This is a genomic window from Streptomyces guryensis, from assembly GCF_021261325.1.
GTDB classification, from domain to species: Bacteria; Actinomycetota; Actinomycetes; order Streptomycetales; family Streptomycetaceae; genus Streptomyces; species Streptomyces guryensis.
Map to the genome: position 1 here is coordinate 1 of NZ_JAJSBI010000054.1, position 19,640 is coordinate 19,640.

Genomic DNA, 19,640 nt, shown 5'->3' on the forward strand with positions numbered 1-19,640 from the left:
CGGCTGGGCGGGGGGCTGGGGGTAGCCGTAACCGGCCGCGGCCTGCGGGTCCGGCTGTGGCACTCCCAGGCCCGGCTGCGGCTGGGCGGGGGGCTGGCCGGGAGCCTGCGGGTAGCCGTATCCGGCCGCCGCCTGCGGGTCCGGCTGGCCGGGCTGCTGCGGCGCTCCCTGGCCGTGCGCGGGCGCGAAGCCCTGCGGCAGCGGGGGAAGTCCGGGGGCTGCCTGGGGCGGGGTCGGGGTCTGCCCGGTGGACTGCGGTTGCGGCAGTGGCTGAGCGACGGGCGGGGGCGCGGGCGCGGCGGGCGCCGCCTGTGCCTCCGGCTCTGCTTCAGCTGTCGCCGGGGCGGCTCCGGTGCCGGCCTGTGCAGAGTCGTTGTCCTCGGCACCGGCGGAGTCACCCGCCTCCGGCTCGTCGCCGTGCGCCTCCTCCGGCTCCGCGTCGTCGCCACCGCCGAACAGCAGCGCCGCCTCGGCGTCGGCGGCCGCATGGTTGAGCTCGACCTCCGGCTGCTGGGGCGACGGCGGTACGGGGGCGGGCTGTTCGGGGGCGGCGGCCGGGACGCCCGCCGCCGGGGTGGCGGACGGGGAGGGGCCGCCCTGGGTGTCCTCGTCGACCGGCTGCAGCACGGGGAATCCGGGCGCGGCGGCCGACGGCTGGGCAGGGGTGGGCTGTTGGGGCGCGGCGGGCGGTGGCGTGGGCGTCGGCTGCTGGGGCGCAGCGGGCATGTGCTGCTGCGGCGCTCCGGAACCGCCCGACGTGTCCTGGCCCGTCTGCGGCGGCGCACCGGCTCCCGCCTGCTGGGGGTAGCCGTATCCGCCGGGCTGGGCCGCGGGGGCGGTGCCCGGCGCGGACTGCTGCGGCGGGAAACCGTAGCCACCCGTGCCCTGAGCCGGAGCGGGCTGCGACGGCTGAGCGGGCTGCTGCGGTGCGGCCTGGGCGGGCGGTTGTGCCGGTGCGGGAGCGGGCGGTGCGGGGCGCTGTGGTGCGACGCCCGGGGGCCCGGTGGGCGCTCCGATGGGCGGTCCGCTCGGCGGTGGTGGCGATGGCTGCCCGTCGTCCTGCCGGCCGTCGGCCGTGGAGCCACCCTGCGTGCTTTGGGCGTACCAGGCGGGAGGCGTGTAGACGATTTCGAACTCGCCGGTGAGATCCACCTCGTGATCGTCCCCGTCCGAGGAAGGGCTCCCGCCGTTGTACTCGGACCGATCCCTGTTCACTGCTTGCCTCCTGGTCAGCCACTGCTGCTGAGCTGGTCGTCGTCGCGGCCGGGCGGACCGAGTGGCGAGTCCCACGCGACTGCGATCGTCACCGCACCACCAGAAGCCTAATCACTCGCATGGCGGGACGGAAAAGCCCCCATGCGCTCCGTACGCGCGGCCCGAGGACGACGACGCGTCAGTCCATCCGTCGGGCCACGCCGAGCAGGCCCGTCTCCGCATCGGTGGGTTCGGTCATCACGAACTTGTGGTGCTTGCGGGTGCACCACAGGGCGGCACCCTCGTGCAGCGCCGGCAGGTGCTGCAGATGCTCGTTCGGGACGCCCAGGGTGTCGCGTACGACGTCGATCTCCTGCGGCGAGATGCGCTGGATGCCGACCAGCTGGGCCTGCGCCAGCCAGCGCGGCGCGTGCTCGCTGACGTACGGCAGCACCGTCACCACGGCCTGCCACGGCACGGATGTCACCCGCCCGCGCGGCGGGCGCACACCACAGTCCCGGATCAGCACCACCGGACTCGACACGGACGGCCCCTGAGCGGGCACCCGTCCCACCGGATAGACCGTCACACACTGCTGGCCGCCGCCCGCCGCCTGGGCCAACTGCTGCCAGACCTGCGGACGTCCGGTCTCGACGCCCACGCGCGCACCCGTCGCGGCGGCGCGCAGCGCCAGCACCTGGGCCAGCCACAGGCCACCCACGAGGACGACGTCGAAGGCGGTCGGCCGGGACAGGCCCAGCACGGCCGGCTGGGAGTCCGGGTCGGTGCCGATGAGTACGCCGTCGTCACCGATCGGCATGTTGATCGCCGCGAGTTCGTCGGCGGTGACGACATGGCGGTTGCGGCGCGGCCCGCGCAGCCCGAACCCCGGGCTGACGATGCGCCGTTGCTGCTGCGGTGCCTCCGGCTGCCGGATGATCGGGATCATGCCGGTGTCCGTGGGCGAGGCCACGTGCGCCGGCGTCGTACGGCCGGGGGTCTGACCCTGCTGTCCCGGAGGCATGGTCTGCGGGGGGTAGGACATCAGTAGGTACCTCCGAGCGGCAGAGTGGCGAGAGCTCCGGGGACCTGCTCCCGGTCGAGACGGACCAGACCCGCCTTGGCGGCACTGGCGGCCCGCTCCAACTCCCGTCCCACCTGGCCGAGTTCACTGTCGCCGCGGGCCGTGACCCGGATGTGCCCGGTGAGCGAGACACCGCGGTTGCCGGCCTTGCTCAGGGTCATGCTGAACGTCGTGGCGAGCACCGGCAGCGAGGTCAGCCGTGTGACCAGCTCGGGCAGCGCCACACCGCCGTTGCCCAACTGCGGCCAGCGGGAGACCCAGTACGTCGTGTGGTACCGGTCGTCGACCCGCCAGGACTTGACCGCCTCGACGGTACGGCGCTGGGGCGCCCGTCCTTCCTGGCCGTGCTGCGCGTTGGCGCGCGGGTTCAGGCAGCTGGACGTCGCGAGCGCCTGCATCAGCTCGTTCTCATCCAGGATCGTCGCCTTGAATCCGGCGCCGGCCAGCCGGCTGGAGAGCTGGTCCGCCACCCGCAGCAGCGCCTTCTGCGCCCCGGGAACACCGTCTCCGCGCGCCTGCACCGCCTCCGGGCACAGCTCGGGGTCGAGCTTGAGGGCGACCCAGGTGAGCCGGAGCGCGGGCGAACCGGACTGCGCCTGAAGGGGTCCGTACGACCGCGCGGCGAGCGACTGCGCGGGCAGATGCGGCGCGGGCGCCGGCTGGGTGTGCTGCACGACCTGCGCGGAGGCGAGCCGGATGCCGTCGACCTCCAGGGCGTCCTGGACCAGCCGCAGCGGCAGCTGCCGGTGGGCCGCCGCGGGGCGCAGCGGCTCGTCCGCCGGCTGCACGAAGAGGACCGCGGTCAGGAAGGTCCCGTCGCCGATCATGCCGATCGAGCGGTTGTCACGGGAGACGAAGCCGTACGTCCGCAGGGCCGGGTCGCACTCCACGACCGGCACCAGCATCGCGTCCGTCCCCGGCGGTACGGGCAGCTTGGCGTCGCGTCGGCGCTGCCGCATCGCGCGCGTCGTCTCGTACCACTCGGGCAGTGGACGGCGGCCCCGGCGCAGCACCGCCAGGAGAAGCAGCAGCACCGCCACGGCACCGGCCGGTGCCAGCAGCCAGGAGGTGTCGGCGGCCCATGCGGCCAGCATGACCGCGGCCGCGAGTTCCACCAGGATGAGCTGTTGCAGCCGTACCGGACCCAGCCCGCCGGGGCGGGGAAGCGTGCGCGGCGACGCGGCGGCGGGGGAGGCCGATGCACGACGTCCGTCGCCCGGCCCTCCCTGTTGCTGCTGTGCGCGGCGTCCGCGCCGAGTGCTCGTAGCGCTGGTCATCCCCCGGGACATCCCTTTCGAGAACTATGTGGCCGCTCACCGTGCCATCACTGAGCCACGACTGGGCCATGACTGGGCCCACAACATCCATGTGGGCGGCTCACGGTACCCGCTGCGAAACGCGAGGCGACACACGGGACACCGAAACCCCAGGTGGCCAGCCTTTCACGGACCGGCCCCGCATGGTGAAGCGCTGTGGTGAAGCTCTGTGAAGATGCGGGGTCGGCCCAACACCTGGTGAACCGGCGTCCGGTGGCGCAGGGCATAGTAGGTGCCTGCGCGACCGAAGTGCCTTTTAGGCACGATCAATTCGGGCGAATTCGGGTGATTCGAGCGCGATCGAGTGTCACGGTCATGATCGAGCGTCACGGCCGCGGTCGGGCATCACGAGCACGGTCACGCATGTACACACAGGCAGTACAAACGGGCACTACAAAACGGGAGAAACGGGGACCATGGCTAAGCGTCAGGACGAGCTCGCCGCCTACAACTTCGCTCGCAAGCGCACCGTCGCGGCGTTCCTGGCACCGTCGCCGGGCGGCTCGGAGGAGGGCGCACCGAAGCCCATGCGCACGGTGACGCCCAGCCTGGCGCTCGGCGTCGTCCTGGTGATCGGCTTCATCGCCTACGGCGTGATCAAGCCGACGGCGCCGGCGGGCTGGGACACGGCCGGCGAGTACATCATCGTCGACAGCGACTCCACGACCCGTTACGTCGTCCTCCCCGACAAGGCGGCGAAGGGCGGGAAGGTCCTTCACCCGGTCCTCAACTACGCGTCCGCCAAGCTCCTCCTCGACAAGGGCAAGGGCAGCGTCCTCGAGGTCTCCGGCAGTGAGATCGACAAGAGCGGCATCGCGCACGGCGCGACGATCGGGATCCCGTACGCTCCCGACCGGCTGCCCTCCGCGAGCGACGCGCAGAAGGCGAAGACGTGGGCGGTGTGCGAGCGCCCGGCATCGGGGGGCGGCTCGGACAACTCCATCGACCGGGCCGTCTTCGTCCTCGATGCGGGCGATGCCAAGACGCTCGACGACTCGGGCAAGGTCGACTCCGGTGAGGCCCTGTACGTCAAGGACAGCAAGAGCGGGCTGGAATACCTGGTCGACGGCAAGGGGAACCGCTTCCTGCTGGGCGGAAAGTCGGGCCTCGGCCCCACCGAAATGGCGCAGCTGCGCTCCGCCGTCATCGGCGGCAGGGCCGATGCGCAGCCCGTGAGCCGGGAGTGGTTGAACACCCTCAACGACGGCGGGGCCATCACCTTCCCGACCGTCACCGGCGGGGGCCGGCCGACCTCGCTCACGGGTCTTCCCGCCGCGGCGAGCACAGTGGGCCGCGTACTCAAGGCCGAGGACGCGCAGGGCGAGCAGTACTACGTCGTCCTCCAGAACAAGATCGCCTCGATCACGCCTTTCGTCGCCGCGCTGCTCAAGCAGTCGCCGTACGCGGGAACCGGCAGCAATGACGCCGTCCAGCTCCGCAGCCGCGACATCTTCACCGCCAACGGCGGCCAGCCGGAGCGCTTCGACGGCGGCCAGGACTGGCCCCAGCAGGTTCCGCACCAGGCCAACCCCGCGACCACGGCGACCGGCCAGGCCCGCACCACGTCGTGCAGCGTCTACACGGGCACCTTCGGCTCGGACAGGAAGCCGCAGCTGGCTGCCTGGGCCGGGACGGCCTTCCCCAAGAAGGTCGTCTCCGATTCGCTGAGCGCCTACGTCTCGTCCGGCTCGGGCCTCCTCTTCAAGGAACTCACCGGCGCGGCCGGCGGCGGCGGTGCGCAGTACCTGCTGACCGACACGGGCCTGCGGTACGCACTGCCGTCGAACAATGACAGCACGGCGAAGGGAAACACCGCCGTTTCCTCCTCCCCGGCCTCCGACGGTTCGTCACAGAGTGCGAGCGAGACGGACAAGGCGCGTACGCGGCTCGGGTACGGGGACATCACCAACCTCACGCTCGTCCCGCAGACTTGGGCGGAATTCATCCCGAAGGGCCCGACGCTGGACACGGGCGCGGCGTCGCAGGAGCAGAGCCAGTGATCGAAGAACGTCTGTTGGTGGGCAGGCGGTTCGAGCCGTCGGCCCGCCAACGGGCAGTCAGGCATGCGTACTTGAGCACGCAACGACCTGGTGATCACGAGATGATCGCTCAAGTGTGTGAGCCGTGTAACTGATTGGTCTTGCCTGTGGATGTGCGACAGGCTGACGATAGAGTGTTTGCAGCGCTCAACGGTGCGAAGCTTCTCCGGGCACCATCGCAGGTTTCCCGGATCAACAACGACATGGGGGAAGGTTCAACATGGCCGGCCAGTTCCGGGTAACAGAGGACGAACTCACCAAGCTCTCCGGTGACATCAGCACCGCGAACGGTCAGCTGCAGGGCGAGATCCGCCGCCTCAACGGAGTGATCGAGCAGATCGCCGGCGGCTGGAAGGGCCAGGCGGCCACGTCCTACCACCAGCTGCAGGAGCGCTGGAACCAGGACGCGAAGAAGATGAGCGACATCCTCAACGACATCAAGGAAGCCGTGGACTCCACGCGGAGCAACTACTCCGCGTCGGAAGAGCAGCAGAACTCCGAGATCAGCAAGATCATGTCGGACTTCGGCTGAGCCGTACCCCGGCTCCGACCGATCCACTGGGCCCATGGGGTCCACTGATCCTGATCGATCCCGAACGACTTCCTAACGATTCTTCCTGAAAGGGAATGACGATGTCGATCCTCGTCAATTACGCAACCATCACCAACGCCTCCACGGACGTGCGTACGACCGCCGGCCGCATCAAGCAGCAGCTCGACGACCTCGAGGCCGCGGTCAAGCGCGTCGCCGCCACCTGGGAAGGCGAGGCGCAGGAGGGTTACCAGCGCAAGCAGACCGAGTGGGACAAGACCGCTGCGGACCTGCACCAGACCCTTCTGAAGATCTCCACGGCGCTGCAGAGCGCGGCGGAGAACTACCAGTCCACCGAGAAGAGCAACGCCGCAACCTGGGGCTGAGCCGTCGGCGACCCGAGGCACCTGAGGGACCTGAGATGAAGAGAATCGGCCCAGCCGACGCCACGGTGTCGACTGGGCCGTCCTCTGCTTCGGGCCCGTACACAGCAAATTCAGCAAATCTTCACACTCGTCAGTCGTCATACCCGTCCATATCCACAATCGTCATCGGGACGTCCGGCATCGGTACGTCAGGAAGCCCTGGGGGCCTGAACATGAGGGGCCTGAACGTGGGGGGCCGCAGAGCCCGTTCGCGTAGCCGCAACGACCGCAACAGTGGAACCCGCGCACTGCAGCGGGTTTTCGGCGTGCTTGCGGTGACTGGGTTGTGCGTGGTGTCGGCACCGCCGGCGCTTGCATCCGACGGACCTGCTTCCGACAGCCCTGCCTCCGGCGGCGCGAAGTTCGGTCTGGCAGCGAGCACGGAATGCGTCTTCGGCGGCGACGTCATCAAGTCCACGCCCTGGTCCCTCCAGCGGATCCTGCTGGACCAGATGTGGGGGCAGGCGACGGGCAAGGGTGTGACGGTCGCGGTGATCGACACGGGCGTTGATAGCTCAAATCCTCAGCTGAGCGGTGCCATGGCCGGGGCCGGCAAGTCCTTTGTCGACGGCGCCGCGAACAAGGACATCGAGGGCCACGGGACCCGGGTTGCGGGCATCATCGCGGCTCGCCCGATGAAGGGCACGGGCTTCGAGGGAATCGCGCCGAACGCCAAGATCCTCTCCTTCCGCTACACGGGCGGAGAGAACAAGCAGGGCAACGCGGGGACCATGTCTGATGCGATCCGCGCTGCAATCGCCGCACGCGCGGACATCATCAACATCTCTTCGGACACCGCGAACAAAAAAAGCGACTCGACGCTGGAGAGCGCCGTGACGGCGGCCGTGAACTCGGGGGCCCTGGTCGTGGCGGCCGCCGGCAACGACGGAGCCGACGGCAAGTCCGCGAAAACGTACCCGGCCGCGTACCCGGGCGTCCTGGCGGTCGCCGCCTCCGACCGCAACGACGAACGCGCCTACTTCTCACAGGCAGGCGACTTCGTGGACGTGGCGGCACCGGGCGTCGACATGGTCTCGACGGTCCCCAAGGGCGGCCAGTGCACCGCGGACGGCACGAGCTTCGCGGCACCGTACGTCGCGGGCGTCGCGGCTCTGCTGAAGCAGAAGCACCCGACCTGGAAGGCGGCCCAGATCGCCACGCGGATCGAGGAGACGGCCCAGCGACCGGGCCGTGGCCCCAACCGCTACATCGGCTGGGGCGTGATCGACCCGGTGGCCGCGCTGTCGGACAACTCGACACCGGGGTTCTCTCCGACTCCTGATCCGGCGGTGAAGACCGGGTCTGGCGGGGTTGTTCCCATGGCTGTGACCATGGGGGAGAGCAAGGCGGAACGGGAGCGCCGGACAGCTGTCTATGTGCTGGGGACGGGGCTCGTGTTGGTGTTGGTGGTTGCGGGGAGTGGGGTGGCTGTGCGGGATTGGCGGAGTCGGCGGGTTGGACGGGTTGGGCGATGAGCCGGGCACTGAGTGGTGCTGACATCTTGAAGAACAGGGGAGAGGACAACGGGGTATGAGTAACGGAATGCGGGTTGATCTGAGCGCACTGGATGAAGTCATCCGCAAGCTCAACGGCCTTCTCTCAGACATGGACAAGGCCAATACCAAGGCCAAGTACGAGACGGATATTCCGAGCACGGCGTTCGGCAGCATGAAGTTCCTGGAGTCCAACGAACTTCACAGCGCGCATGAGAAGCAGAAGGCCCGGATCGAGAGCATCATCAAGGGATTGCACGGGCTGATCGACGACTTCGGCACGAGCACCTCGAAGGTCAGGGACAAGTACAGCGACCAGGAACACGCCAACGCGCAAGGTGTGAGTGCGGCTCCCAAGGGTGGATCGGCCTACTAAGCGGTTCAGCAACCGGGTCTCTGACGGAGGGGATGTTCGAAAATGTATGGCGGCGAGTACCAACTAAGCCCTGAGCAAATCAAGGCCCAGCAAGAGGCAGAAAAGCAGCGGATCAAGGACAAGCACGACGAGAAGCTCGAATCGCTCCCCGACGGCGGTATGGGGGGTCCGGATCGCAGCAAGCTCGACACGCCCTTCATGAAGATGGGAATCCCCGAGCTGCGATCCATGATCCTTGACGCGGACCCCAACCGGATCTACGAGGTCAGCCAGCACTGGAAGTCGGTCCACAACATCCTGTCGGGTGGCGACGGTGACGGCAAGACCGGCGGTGTGGACCAAACTTCCGCGAAAGACAGCGTCGCGGGCATGATGCAGAGCGCTGTGGAAAACGTCCTCGCGCACTGGGAGGGTGACGCGTCCGAGGCATTCCGCAACAAGGCCAACGAGATCATGGGGAACATCAGGATCGGCGCTGCATACGCCAATCACTACGCGGAAACTATGCACGCCGTGCAGAACGACCTGCGGAACTCCATCACCAAGATGCGCGACGTCAAGGAACCTTCCGGCTGGGACCGGGCCTGGGACAAGCTCACGGACGACAATCGCAGTGATGCGCAGCTGATCGCAGACATCAACAAGGGCGTGAGCACGGACGCCGCTCGCCAGGCGAATGCCGACTCCTTGTCGAAGGGTAAGGAAGAGCAGCTGAAGGGGGTGGCGATTATGGAGCAGCTGGGGGTCAATTACAAGGCCTACGCGAGTGCGGGAGGAGGCTGGGAACAAAAGCCAAAAGACCCCTTCCCGCCCCCGAACCCCCAGACGCCGATGCCTACCCCCATTGCCATGCCGTCCGCTGGCAGCTCGCGTCCAAGCACTGGAGGCAGCACGGTTAAGCCGTGGAGCGCCGGATCAACGACGAGCATTAAGCCGACGCCTACGGTTCCCCGTGACCCGGGCATTACAGGAGGTTCGCAGCTTCCCACGGTTCCGACAGCCAGGACGAATGTGGACAGTATCTCCCCCGGCCTGACTGGTCCTGGCCCCAGCACAGGCGTTGGCGGGCCCAGCGTCGGTGGTGGCGGCCTCGGTAGCCTCGGTACCGGTGGAGCTCAGAGTCCCGGCATCCTGGCTGCCGGCGAAGCAGGTGGTCTCGGGGCCAGTGCTGCTGGACGCGGCGGCATCGGAGCCATGGGCGGTCGCGGTGGTCTGGCCGGAGAGGGCGCGGCAGCGGGCCGTGGTGCCGGAGGCCGAGCCGGTATGGGCGGCATGGGCGGTGGCGGAGCTGGCGCGGCTGGCCGAGGCGGCGCCAGCGCTGGCGGTCGTGGAGCTCTCGCGAGGGCCCGTGGCGGCGTGGTCGGTGCGGCCAAGGGGGTCGGCAAGGGCGCCGGCGGCGGTGCAGGCTTGCACGGCAGCCGAGGCGGAACGCAGGCTGGCGCAGCTGGCGGGGCAGGCGGCAAGGGCCGACGGTCCGAGAAGGAAAACAGCCAGGGCGACCGTCCTGATTACTTGGTCGAGGACGAAGAGACCTGGATCTCGGAAGAGGACCGCAACCGCAACGTACCGCGGACCATCGAGTAAGCATGCAAGCGGGACCGGACGGAAAGTCGCCGTCTGCCCAAGTGTGAAGGCTGGGTCACCAGCCATCGCTGAGTGAGGAGCAAGGAATTGGGTTTCAAACGAGTCTGGTCCACGACAGGCGTCGTGGCATTGACGGGAGCCTTGCTCCTCACTTCGGCCCCAGTCGCGTCGGCCGATCAAGTTCGAGACGCCCAGTGGCCGCTGACGGTGTATAACGCAGAAAAGGTCTGGAAAATCTCCCAAGGGGCGGGTGTTACGGTTGCTGTGGTCGATTCAGGTGTAGATTCCAGTCAACCAGATCTCACCGGGCAAGTCCTGCCAGGCAAAGACTTCACCGGTGCGGGAGATCCCCACAAAGACACTGACGGGCATGGTACGGCCATGGCCAGCATCATTGGTGGCCATGGGCACGGAGTGAATGATTCCGCCGGTGTGATGGGCTTGGCGCCAAAAGCAAAAATCCTGCCAGTAAAGGTTTCCTATAAGAACACGGCAACCTGGGCTGCTGGAATCCGCTATGCCGTGGACCAGGGCGCTTCAGTTATTAACCTGTCATTTGGTGATAGTGGAGGCTACCCAGGGTCGAAGGGCGCCGAGGCCATTGCGTATGCTCAAGAACACGATGTCGTGCTGGTGTCGGCTACAGGCAACGATTCGGGAACTGTAACCTATCCGGCTGCCCTTCCAGGTGTGGTTGCTGTTTCCGGTGTGGACAAAGACCTCAGCTTCTGGTCTGACTCAAACACTGGGAAAGTAACCGTCGCAGCGCCGGGAGTGGAGCTCGCCCAGGTTGACCCCAATACCAAGAGTGGTTACTCGGTGGCAAATGGAACCTCTGGCGCCAGCGCCTATGTCTCAGCCATCGCCGCCCTCCTCCGCTCCAAGTACCCCGACCTAACTGCAGGCCAGATCATCAACCGCCTGGTCAAGTCGGCGTCCTTCCTGAACAACAAGGGCAAGACGGCCCCTGACAAGGAACTCGGCTACGGCATCGCCCGCCCGGGCTCGGCGTTGACGATGAACATCCCTAAGGGCTCCAAGGAGGGTCCCCTGGCCAAGGCGTCGCCGTCCACGTCCACGGAGTCCGGCGCTGCCTCTGCGGGCAACGACAACCCGAGCCAGGCCAAGGAAAAGAAGGACTCCTCCTCCGGAGGCATCCTCCTCATCGCCGGCATCGCAGCCGCCGTGGTGGTCATCGGCGGCATCGTCTTCGCAGTAATCCGCAGCCGCCGAAACCGCGGCAATGGTGGCCCCGGCGATGGCGGCGGAATCCCCCCGCACGGCACCGGCTACCCGCCCCAGCCCCCGACGGGCTACCAGCCGTACCCCAACACCCCTCCCAACCCGGGCTACCCCACGCCTCCCGGCCAGTCACCGCCGCATCCCAACCCCTACGCCCAGCAGCCCCCGCACCAAGGGCAGTAGAAGTAGCTCCGCGTCCAGTGGCGCCGGGGATGGTTGGCCATCGATGCCCTCTCAGGCGTGCGTCACGGCGGTGCAGTGAACCGTCCCGAGAGCAAGAATGGAACCTACTCAATGGGCGCCATCGTCCTCCTCATCGGAGTCATCGGCCTCCTGGCCGTGATTGCCGCCGTCACCGTTTTCGCTGTAACCCGTAATCGCCGTAACTCAATGAACGGCGGTATTCCCGGCGGCGCTTACCCGCAGCACATGGGCTACCTGCCCCAGCAGCCGACATTTCCCGCCCAACAGCCGTATCCAGCCCCCGCCCCCAATCAGGGCTACGGGTACGCCGTACCTCATGCACAGCCTCCTCAACACCCCAATCCCCACGGTCAACAGCCCCCGTGCCAGGGTCAGTAGGGAAAAGGTCTGCTGATTCAAATCCAGGCACCTGCGAGAAATCGAGCTTCAGCGGCATCTGGGGAGTGATCTGCGACGATGTCCAATGCGGTGCTGATTCTGTTGATCCTCATCGGGCTCGGGAGTGCTATTGGGATCCCGATTTGGTGTTTTAGGCAATTCTTCGGCTCCAAGTCCGTACAGGCGCGACGGAAAGCCGAGTTCTTCGAGTCTTTTGATGGAAGTCCGGAGATTCGAGCCCGGTTCTGGGGTGTCGGGATGTCGCAAGCCGAGACGGCTTGGTGGGCAGAGCAATACGGCTATCGAGTTTCCGCGTGGCCTACGAGCCGGGAACCTGGTGCGTACGTCACGATGCAGCGGGTGGGGCCACCGAAGTTCCAGTTCCAGACGCCGTATCTACCGCACCCGCCCTCTCCTCCGCCTTCCTTCCCTCAGGCAGGTGCATCGCCGCAACCCTTTGGGTCTGATGCGAACTATCGGCCGAATACCGGGGCGGGCTGAAGAACGTGACGTGTCCTCGGGAAGCTAAAGGCGTACCGCCAGAAAAATCGGCATCCCCGAGCAGTCATGGGGAGCGCTATACTCACTTTTTACCGACGTGATCACGTCGGACATGGGCGTCTTCCGCTGTATGCGGAACGTAATAGACATGGGGGACATGGCGTGTCAGCCGGGACGGGAATCGAGGATCCAGGAGCACTGAATCGTGCGGGCTCCGGCGCGCACGAGCTCGCGGGCCAGACGCGAACCGGTGGTGCTCATCCGGTGGACGAGACACGTTCGGCGTCCCGGGACTTCGGCGCCGGCAACTGGGACGGCGGACTGGGCGGGGCGCTCTCCGGCCTGGCGGAGACCTGGTCGGATCAGGTCTCCGCACTTGTGGCCAAGTGCGACAACCTCGCCAGTCAGTGCGGCAACACGGGACTGCTGTATCAGCGCACCGAAACCGCGAACACGCAGAGCATGAACTCCCTGGCGAGTGACTTCGGCTGAACCAGGCACCGCCTGCCGCCACAGCGCCAACCTGCCAAGACACTCGACTCCACGGAGACTCGCCGAGCTCATGCCGACGTACGAGCAGCTGTACCACCTCAACCTCAGCAACCTCAAAGCAGCCGCTGAGCGTTGGGAAGAGACCGTCACCAAGTTCAAGGGACTCCACACCGCATACGGCGATCAAGTCGTCCGCCCCTTCCGGCAGGCCGGCTGGACCCAGCCGGTACTGACGGCGGCCAAGGCGGACAACGACGTACGCGCCGCCGAGCAGGAGTTCGCGGACGCACACAAGGAAGGGCAGGGCATCGCCGGCGTCCTCACGACACTGCACACGGAGCTGAAAAAGGCGAAGGACGACCTCCACGACCTCGCCAACGTCGAGGCCAAGAAACAGGACCTTCAGGTGAGCGCCACCGGCGTCGTCACCCCGCGCAACGACATGTCCCAGGACCCGATGCGCCACCACGACCCCGACGCTCAGGACATCATCCGCAAACAACACGAGGCCTGCGACGCCTTCGCCCGCCGTATCGAACGCGTCCTTCAACGTGCCGCCGATGCTGACGACACCGCCTGCTGGGCCCTGCGCCGCGACCTCGGCGGAAACAAGACCGACTTCAACTCCAAGGTTGTCACCTCCCTCGATGAGGCAGATGCCACGCACGCGGCCGAACTGATGAAGAAGGGCGACAAGCTCACCGACACAGAGCTCACCGAGCTCAACCACCTGATGAAGGCCAACCAGAACGACCCGGTCTTCGCCACCGCCTTCTATAAGCAACTCGGCCAGAAAGGCACCCTCCAGCTCTACGGCCAGCTCGCCCTGCAGACCGCCGACGCCGACGACGAACGCAAGGCGCTGCTCCAGCAGATGCAGCGCAACATGGGCAACACCCTCGCCACCGCCACCGACCCGGACCACAAACCCCATCTGTCCGAGCAGTGGACCGCCGACCTGCGCAAACTCGGCACCCAGCACATCCAGTTGTACGACGACAGCATGAGCGAGGGCCCCTACGGCTACCAGGTCCTCGGCGGCATTCTCCGCTACGGCAACTACGACTCGTCCTTCCTCACCCCGATCGCCGAGCACGTCACTCAACTCCACGACAAGAACCCGTACTTCTTCGCCGATACCAAGGGCGACATCGGCGACCCCAACTACGGCTTCAACCCTTCCGGCAAGGACGGCGCCGGCTACGACCCCATGAACAGCGTCCTAGAAGCCCTGGGCCACAGCCCGCAGGCCGCCACCGACTACTTCACACCGCCGATGGAGGCATACACCGAGGACGGCACCCATAAGGGCGAGCTCTCCGAGATCCATGGAGCCAGCAACTACCTGGACTACCTCGTCAACAAGGACTACGAATCCTTCCCTGACATCACCGGCCACGACCCCGGCGCCGTGCAGAAGTCCATGAACGACTTCCCTGACTCGCTGGGCCACGCCCTCGAAGCGGCCACGACTGGCCGCCCCGCCGGCGCCGACCCTTCCACCGGCACGCTTGCCCACACGCAGGATCAGGCTGATCTGGCCGCCCAGGTGATCGACAAATTCAGCGGCCCTGACGCCGGAGAGCTGCTCAACAGCGACGACGGGACCGCCCGCTACGCAGCGGCAAGCGACAGTCTTGGCAACATCGGCGCCGAGTACATGGGCGACATTCAGCGCTCAATCACCGGCCAGGAAAGCCTGCCCGTCCAAGGCGCGAGCGCTGATCTGGATGCCGAGGCGACCAAGGAGTTCCTCTACCAGGTCAGCCAGGACCCTGATGCCTACGCAGCACTCACCGGTTCTCAGCAGGCCTATACCTCTGCCCTTATCGACGCGGAGATCAAGGGCCCGGACGACAGCGAAGTCTCCCTTGCCCAGCGCCTCTCTACCGTCGCTCACCCCGGAGCCGAGGTCGCAGGCATCATGAGCGCGGCCCGCGCTCACGCCGTACACGACACCCACGCGCACGACGACGCCGACTACAACGAAAACGTCGACACCGCTAACAAGTGGGTTGGCCGTGGTCTCGGACTCGCAATCGGGAAAATCCCCGTGGGCGGCGAGGCCGTCGGCTGGGTGGTCGAAGACGTCCAGGAAAGCGTGGCTAACAGTCTGCACCAGGACACCACCAACGAGGCCCAAAGCGAGGCGGGGCGCGACTACACCAACGGCCAGTCGGCGGTGCGTGAGGCGGTGCGCGCCGACATTGCCCGTTCCGGAGGGAGCGAGAAATTGCAGAACGCCGTGGGCGCAGAGGTCGACCAGAGCCACGCCACCGGTGCCGAATGGGGGGACCAATACCATGGCTGATCATTGCCCCAGCCGCCGTATAGGCTGTGCAGTGCTTTCACTCGCCGCACTTCTGCTTACGGCCTGCTCTGGTGGGAAGAAACCCGAAGTCGAATACCCCTTGCCCGACACCTTGTGTGGAGCACACGTCGGGAAGAAGACCATCGAGCCCCTCTTCCCGCCCGGCAGCAAGCTGACGAAAACAGGGGACGGTCTCGACAAAGGCAAGTACGCCTCTGGGTGCGAATATGCGGTCGACAACCACAAGACGCTCTTCGTGCGCAACTTCTTCCACGAGGACGTACAAACTGCCCGCCAGATCGCGGAGAGGAGGGCCACCATGTACGGCGACGGGGACAAGAAGGTCACAGTCGACGCCTCCGGCGACGCCGCCGTGTACTCCCGTGGTGCTGTGGCGGTGGAGGCGTGTGCCGGTTACTCCTCCGAAGAAGATGTTGAGGGGCCCCACAAGAGCTTCTCCGTGGAGATCCTGACGTTCTACCCCAAGGACCTGTCCAAGGAAGAAAAGGCGCTCACTCAGCTGGTGAAGAAAATCGTCCCCATCGTGGCGAAGGCCAACGGCTGCTGAACTCGTGCCGTCCACCGGCCTGGTGCGGTTGCGTGCAGGACAGAGGCGCTAAGGACAGAACCACCGCATGGATAACCCGCCCGTGGCACCGGATGTTGCGCTAGTACTCAGACGCAACCGCGCGCTGCTGTGTCGGCACGTCGCCGCCCGCTTCGCGCTCACCGCAGTCCTGTTCGCCGTACCCTTGGTGGCGCACCTGATCGGCTACGGCGCCGCCCTGCCCGCATTCGGTATCCCGGCCGCCCTGTTCGTGCTGATCTTCTTGATGCTCCGGCTGCGCCACGGGGCGCGCCTCAAGGTGCGCGGGTAGGTGCTGCGCACCTACCCGCTGGAATACCGCACCCGGGTGTCCAAGAAGGGCTCCGAGTGGAAGTACCTCGGCGATGTGCATACCGTCCGGCTGTCGGTGCGCGGGCAGCACGGCGCCCCTTCTCTGCGTGCGATCAACGCCTCGACGGTGCGCCGCTGACCGAAGGAGGCCGAGGTGGGAGGCGCCTGGTTTGCCGGTGACCTGGCCTTCGGCAGCGTCATGATCGTGCCGGGGAGCAATGACATGCTCTTCGTGCAGCCCGCTGACTGGGAGGAGTACGAGCTGGAGCGCGCCCAAGCCGACCCGCAGCGCAGGGCCCTTGCCGAACAGGCCGGAATTTCCCGGCTGCTGGAGAAGGAGCCGAGGATCTTGTTGCAGGGATGAAGGGTGTATTCGGCTGGGTGTGCGGCGTCATCCTCACTCTAGCCTCGATTCTTGGGTGGGGGTTGGTCGTTGAGTGGCCTGGTGGTTCGCCTGTAATGTTCCTTGCGGTGTGAGGGTGGGCCGTCGCGTGTCGCTGCGGGGTGCGCCGGGTTCCACGGGCCCGGAGGCTGCTGGTCTTCTTCCTCTCGGTGTGCGTTGGGGCAGAGGCTGGTCGTCAGGTGGCGGCCGTCAGGTTGTTGATCCGCTTCCAGCTGGTCGTGAATGTCTGGGCCCAGGGCCAGGTCCGTTCGATGCGCAGGTGGCGGCGGCGTGCGTGGTGGGCGAGGCGGGCGGGCAGGTGGTAGAGGCGGAAGCGCATGGTGTCCGGCTCGGCGTTGGCGAGGTCGGCTTGGTCGTGGAGGGTAAGCAGCCGTAGCCAGGCGTCGAGATCGGCGGCGAGGTTCGCGGTGAGCATCCAGCTCGCATTCGTTTCCCAGGACTTGGACGGCAGGTTCGCCAGTCCCATCGCCTTGTTGGTGCGCACGCGGTCTTCGACCTCGGTGTGATCGCGGTGGAGGACGTCGAGGAACTGCACTTGGTGGGTGCCGGCGATGTGGCCCATGTGCCGGATGTTCGTTGCGGTGATCGAGTAGCGCCAGCCGGTCTTCTGCTCGAACGCGGTCAGCTTCCCCAGGTGCCGGCGGGAGGGCTTGACGCGGCGGGCGATCAGCCGCATGCCCTTGGGCCGGCCCTCAGGAGTGTTCAACCCGGTCAGCTCGGCGACGAAGTAGCCCTCTTGGACCTCGCCGTCCTGTCGCAGGGGGTTTCCCAGGCGGCTTCGGGGAGGCGGGCGATGGCGCGTTCGTCCTCGGGCGTGATCGTCCAGCCGGCGGTGTAGCGGACCGTGCGCCGCGTGGTGTTCAGCGCCTGAAGGCGCTTGAGCAGGCCGTGTGTGGCACCGGCGCCGTCGACCCGGACCAGGATCTTGGCCTGAGAGGAGTGGGGTATCTGCGCGAGCGCGGCGTCCAGCACCCGCAGGTGATCGGCGACGGTGTTCGCGCCGGCGTTGCCTTCCCTCAGCTCCATCGCCAGGCACTCGTCGGTGTTGGCCAGCCACGCGGCCAGCGGGGTACCGGTAGGCCACCGGCGAGGTGCCCGCGCGGAGCGCGGGTCCTTTTCCGGTGGCCCCCGGCCCGAACCGCCCGTGCGGCTTTCACCGCAGGCGGCTCTCCAGTGATCTTCGTGGTTCCGTCAGCGGTCGGCGTGGATGGTGGCGTGACAGGACTGGCAGGTCACGAGGGACTTGCGCCGTTTCCTGAGCATTACCGTCATCCATGCCGGGTGTGGCTGCCTGCGGGTCGACAGGTCCGTGAGGCTGCGGACGTGGTGGACGGTGATGCCGTCCGTTGCGCCGCAGATCTCACAGCGCCCGGCGAGGAGCCGGGAGATCAGCTCTCGGCGCCGGAGGGCAGCTCTGGCCGTGGTCTTGTCCACGATCAGAGCGGTTCGCTGTCGTCGCAGCGGAATACCGCCGAACCGTACGACCAGCGCTTTCCTGCCGGGACGCTCGGTGGTGACCTGGAGGCACCTTCGGGGCCCGACCGGGGTGTCGACCTTGGACTGGTACTTGCGGGCCATGGCCGCAACCCTGGTGCGGTGCTTTCCGGCGAGCGTCTTGAGCAGCGATGTCTCCATGACCCAACGGAGCCGGGACAGGCGGAAGACATCGCTGGCGAGCAGGTAGTACTGGACGATGCCCCGGTACTCGGCTCCGTAGATCCTGACGATGTCCCGGTCCGGGGCACTGAACAGGTCGGAGCGGTGCGCGGGTTTGCCGCGTTTGAGGTAGCGGGAGCAGTTGGCGTTGATCACCGCGATCGGCACGCGGAGTCGGATGACGCCGTTGACGGATCTCCGTCCGTTCGTGACCTTCGTGCTGCTGTGCTGGACGGTGATCTCGTAGCCGAGGAACCGTGCCGCCTGGGAGCGGGCGTGGGTGATCAGGGTCTTGTCCGGCGACAGTTCGAGCTTGAGGTCCTCGTGCAGGAACCGCGCCGGTCGCTTCTTGATCTCCTCGGCTTCGGCCCGGGGGCCGATGAACCCGAGCAGGGTGTCGTCGGCGTAGCGGACATAGCGGAGTCTGCGATAGCCCGGGTCCCGTGGATCCGAGCTGGGCAGCGACCGCAGCCGCTGGCGCAATTTCCGGAACGTGGCGTCGTCGCCGCGTTCGCGGGCCCTGCGCATTGCGTAGTACGTCCTGTGGTACTCCCGGCTGGGCCGCCGGGAGTGTCCTCGGGTGTATTCCGGGATGAGGACGTTCTCGATGAAGGAGTCCAACCTGTCCAGGTAGATGTTCGACAGGATCGGGGACGCCACCCCACCCTGCGGCGAGCCGCTGAGGGTCGCGTGATGGATCCAGTCCTCCAAGTACCCGGCGCTCAGCATGTGTCGGACGAGCCGGAGGAACCGGCCGTCGTGGATCTTCGCCGCCAGCGTCGTCATCATGACGTCGTGGTCGAGGCTGCCGAAGCAGTCGGCGATGTCCCCTTCGATGAACCAGGTCGTGCCCTGCCAGGTGTCCGCGATCTTGCGGAGCGCGGTGTGGCAGCCCCGACCTGGGCGGAAACCGTGGGAGGCGTCGCTGAATGCCGGCTCGTAGTACGCCTCCAACAACAGGCGCACCACCTCCGCCACCAGCTTGTCCGACCACGAAGGCAGGCCCAGCGGGCGGCGTTTGCCGTTCTTCTTCGGGATGTAGACCCGTCGTGCGGGACTCCATCGGAAGCGCTCGTGGCGCAACGCGTCGATGACGCGTCCGATCTTGTCCAGCGACATGCCGTCCACGGTTTCCCCGGTCACCCCTGGCGTCATCGCCCCCTGGTTGGAGTACAGACGCCCGTAGGCCAGTAGATACAGCTGCGGGTTGAACAGTTGTCGATACAGCTCCTCGCACGGCAGGCCGCGCCTGCCGCGTTCACGCAGGACACCCAGCACCGTTTCGGCGCTCTGCATTTCGCATACCTCCCAGACCGGGATGTCCGATCACCTGTGCCCCTTCGCCCTGCGGACGGCGTTACCGTCCTCCCCGGCAGGCCGTGACCCCTGCGACTACTACGGGCACTCCGTCGCCTTGGGACTCTCATCCGGTAGGCGATCCCATGTTCGTCTCCGACGTACGTAACAGCGTGAGGTAGGCGCCCCACTCATCCCCTTGAACATCCTGACTGG

At 66.9% G+C, this 19,640-nt stretch carries 19 protein-coding genes; 13 read left to right on the top strand and 6 right to left on the bottom strand.

The genetic code is table 11. The features are described 5' to 3' along the window. From LJ657_RS47180 to eccE, 3 genes are all read right to left on the bottom strand, one after another. Nucleotides 1–1,215 (bottom strand): SCO5717 family growth-regulating ATPase (locus LJ657_RS47180; protein ID WP_308117156.1); only part of this gene is annotated, 1,215 nt, incomplete at its 3' end. Between the two features lie 178 nt (nucleotides 1,216–1,393). After that, nucleotides 1,394–2,239: a hypothetical protein gene (locus LJ657_RS47185; protein WP_232655902.1), complete on the bottom strand. Its 846-nt coding sequence runs from the start codon at nucleotides 2,237–2,239 to the stop codon at nucleotides 1,394–1,396. Beyond that, nucleotides 2,239–3,555 carry a type VII secretion protein EccE gene (eccE, locus tag LJ657_RS47190; RefSeq protein WP_232655904.1) on the bottom strand — a complete coding sequence of 439 codons (1,317 nt, stop codon included), beginning with the start codon at nucleotides 3,553–3,555 and terminating at the stop codon, nucleotides 2,239–2,241. The genes LJ657_RS47185 and eccE overlap by 1 nt, the downstream gene beginning before the upstream one ends. A gap of 455 nt (nucleotides 3,556–4,010) precedes the next feature. On the opposite strand from eccE, the gene eccB reads away from it, so the two are divergent. The 13 genes from eccB to LJ657_RS47255 all read left to right on the top strand — a co-directional run bounded on the left by eccB (nucleotide 4,011) and on the right by LJ657_RS47255 (nucleotide 16,433). After that, nucleotides 4,011–5,594, top strand: a complete 1,584-nt coding sequence (eccB, locus tag LJ657_RS47195; protein WP_232655905.1) for a type VII secretion protein EccB — start codon at nucleotides 4,011–4,013, stop codon at nucleotides 5,592–5,594. Nucleotides 5,595–5,853: 259 nt separating this feature from the next. After that, a complete protein-coding gene (locus LJ657_RS47200; protein ID WP_030944974.1) occupies nucleotides 5,854–6,165 on the top strand; it encodes a WXG100 family type VII secretion target in 312 nt (103 codons plus the stop codon). A 95-nt stretch (nucleotides 6,166–6,260) separates the two neighbouring features. Beyond that, entirely contained in the window at nucleotides 6,261–6,551 is a 291-nt protein-coding gene (locus tag LJ657_RS47205; protein WP_232655906.1) for a WXG100 family type VII secretion target, read from the top strand. 305 nt (nucleotides 6,552–6,856) lie between these two features. Then, a complete protein-coding gene (gene mycP / locus LJ657_RS47210; protein WP_232655907.1) occupies nucleotides 6,857–8,065 on the top strand; it encodes a type VII secretion-associated serine protease mycosin in 1,209 nt (402 codons plus the stop codon). Nucleotides 8,066–8,120: 55 nt separating this feature from the next. Then, on the top strand, nucleotides 8,121–8,459 hold the full coding sequence (locus LJ657_RS47215; RefSeq protein WP_232655908.1) for a hypothetical protein: 339 nt from the start codon (nucleotides 8,121–8,123) through the stop codon (nucleotides 8,457–8,459). Between the two features lie 42 nt (nucleotides 8,460–8,501). After that, the gene (locus LJ657_RS47220; RefSeq protein WP_232655909.1) at nucleotides 8,502–10,043 is read left to right on the top strand and encodes a WXG100 family type VII secretion target; all 1,542 of its coding nucleotides are present in this window, start codon (nucleotides 8,502–8,504) and stop codon (nucleotides 10,041–10,043) included. Between the two features lie 207 nt (nucleotides 10,044–10,250). Next, on the top strand, nucleotides 10,251–11,468 hold the full coding sequence (locus LJ657_RS47225; protein WP_372488080.1) for a S8 family serine peptidase: 1,218 nt from the start codon (nucleotides 10,251–10,253) through the stop codon (nucleotides 11,466–11,468). A gap of 1,164 nt (nucleotides 11,469–12,632) precedes the next feature. Then, entirely contained in the window at nucleotides 12,633–12,860 is a 228-nt protein-coding gene (locus tag LJ657_RS47230; protein WP_232655912.1) for a hypothetical protein, read from the top strand. Between the two features lie 70 nt (nucleotides 12,861–12,930). Next, nucleotides 12,931–15,171: a hypothetical protein gene (locus LJ657_RS47235; RefSeq protein WP_232655913.1), complete on the top strand. Its 2,241-nt coding sequence runs from the start codon at nucleotides 12,931–12,933 to the stop codon at nucleotides 15,169–15,171. Between the two features lie 31 nt (nucleotides 15,172–15,202). Beyond that, nucleotides 15,203–15,739: a hypothetical protein gene (locus LJ657_RS47240; RefSeq protein ID WP_232655914.1), complete on the top strand. Its 537-nt coding sequence runs from the start codon at nucleotides 15,203–15,205 to the stop codon at nucleotides 15,737–15,739. Between the two features lie 67 nt (nucleotides 15,740–15,806). After that, entirely contained in the window at nucleotides 15,807–16,049 is a 243-nt protein-coding gene (locus tag LJ657_RS47245; RefSeq protein ID WP_232655915.1) for a hypothetical protein, read from the top strand. Further along, entirely contained in the window at nucleotides 16,050–16,208 is a 159-nt protein-coding gene (locus LJ657_RS47250; protein WP_232655916.1) for a hypothetical protein, read from the top strand. Between the two features lie 15 nt (nucleotides 16,209–16,223). After that, complete coding sequence (locus LJ657_RS47255; RefSeq protein ID WP_232655917.1) at nucleotides 16,224–16,433, top strand: hypothetical protein; 210 nt, start codon at nucleotides 16,224–16,226, stop codon at nucleotides 16,431–16,433. Between the two features lie 214 nt (nucleotides 16,434–16,647). Here LJ657_RS47255 and LJ657_RS49295 read toward each other — a convergent pair whose 3' ends face one another. The 3 genes from LJ657_RS49295 to LJ657_RS47265 form a co-directional block, all read right to left on the bottom strand. Beyond that, the gene (locus LJ657_RS49295) at nucleotides 16,648–17,178 is read right to left on the bottom strand and encodes a transposase (RefSeq protein WP_372488078.1); all 531 of its coding nucleotides are present in this window, start codon (nucleotides 17,176–17,178) and stop codon (nucleotides 16,648–16,650) included. Between the two features lie 5 nt (nucleotides 17,179–17,183). Next, complete coding sequence (locus tag LJ657_RS49300) at nucleotides 17,184–17,498, bottom strand: hypothetical protein (RefSeq protein ID WP_372488079.1); 315 nt, start codon at nucleotides 17,496–17,498, stop codon at nucleotides 17,184–17,186. 165 nt (nucleotides 17,499–17,663) lie between these two features. Further along, on the bottom strand, nucleotides 17,664–19,424 hold the full coding sequence (locus LJ657_RS47265) for a reverse transcriptase/maturase family protein (RefSeq protein ID WP_232655918.1): 1,761 nt from the start codon (nucleotides 19,422–19,424) through the stop codon (nucleotides 17,664–17,666). Between the last annotated feature and the right edge of the window lie 216 nt (nucleotides 19,425–19,640).

Bases quoted from the DNA above. Each gene is read 5' to 3' on its own strand.
- LJ657_RS47205 (WP_232655906.1), top strand. From the start codon at position 6,261: ATGACGATGTCGATCCTCGTCAATTACGCAACCATCACCAACGCCTCC.
- LJ657_RS47200 (WP_030944974.1), top strand. From the start codon at position 5,854: ATGGCCGGCCAGTTCCGGGTAACAGAGGACGAACTCACCAAGCTCTCC.
- eccE (WP_232655904.1), bottom strand. From the start codon at position 3,555: ATGACCAGCGCTACGAGCACTCGGCGCGGACGCCGCGCACAGCAGCAA.
- LJ657_RS47185 (WP_232655902.1), bottom strand. From the start codon at position 2,239: ATGTCCTACCCCCCGCAGACCATGCCTCCGGGACAGCAGGGTCAGACC.
- LJ657_RS47235 (WP_232655913.1), top strand. From the start codon at position 12,931: ATGCCGACGTACGAGCAGCTGTACCACCTCAACCTCAGCAACCTCAAA.
- LJ657_RS47220 (WP_232655909.1), top strand. From the start codon at position 8,502: ATGTATGGCGGCGAGTACCAACTAAGCCCTGAGCAAATCAAGGCCCAG.
- eccB (WP_232655905.1), top strand. From the start codon at position 4,011: ATGGCTAAGCGTCAGGACGAGCTCGCCGCCTACAACTTCGCTCGCAAG.
- LJ657_RS47245 (WP_232655915.1), top strand. From the start codon at position 15,807: ATGGATAACCCGCCCGTGGCACCGGATGTTGCGCTAGTACTCAGACGC.
- LJ657_RS49300 (WP_372488079.1), bottom strand. From the start codon at position 17,498: ATGGAGCTGAGGGAAGGCAACGCCGGCGCGAACACCGTCGCCGATCAC.
- LJ657_RS47215 (WP_232655908.1), top strand. From the start codon at position 8,121: ATGAGTAACGGAATGCGGGTTGATCTGAGCGCACTGGATGAAGTCATC.
- LJ657_RS47265 (WP_232655918.1), bottom strand. From the start codon at position 19,424: ATGCAGAGCGCCGAAACGGTGCTGGGTGTCCTGCGTGAACGCGGCAGG.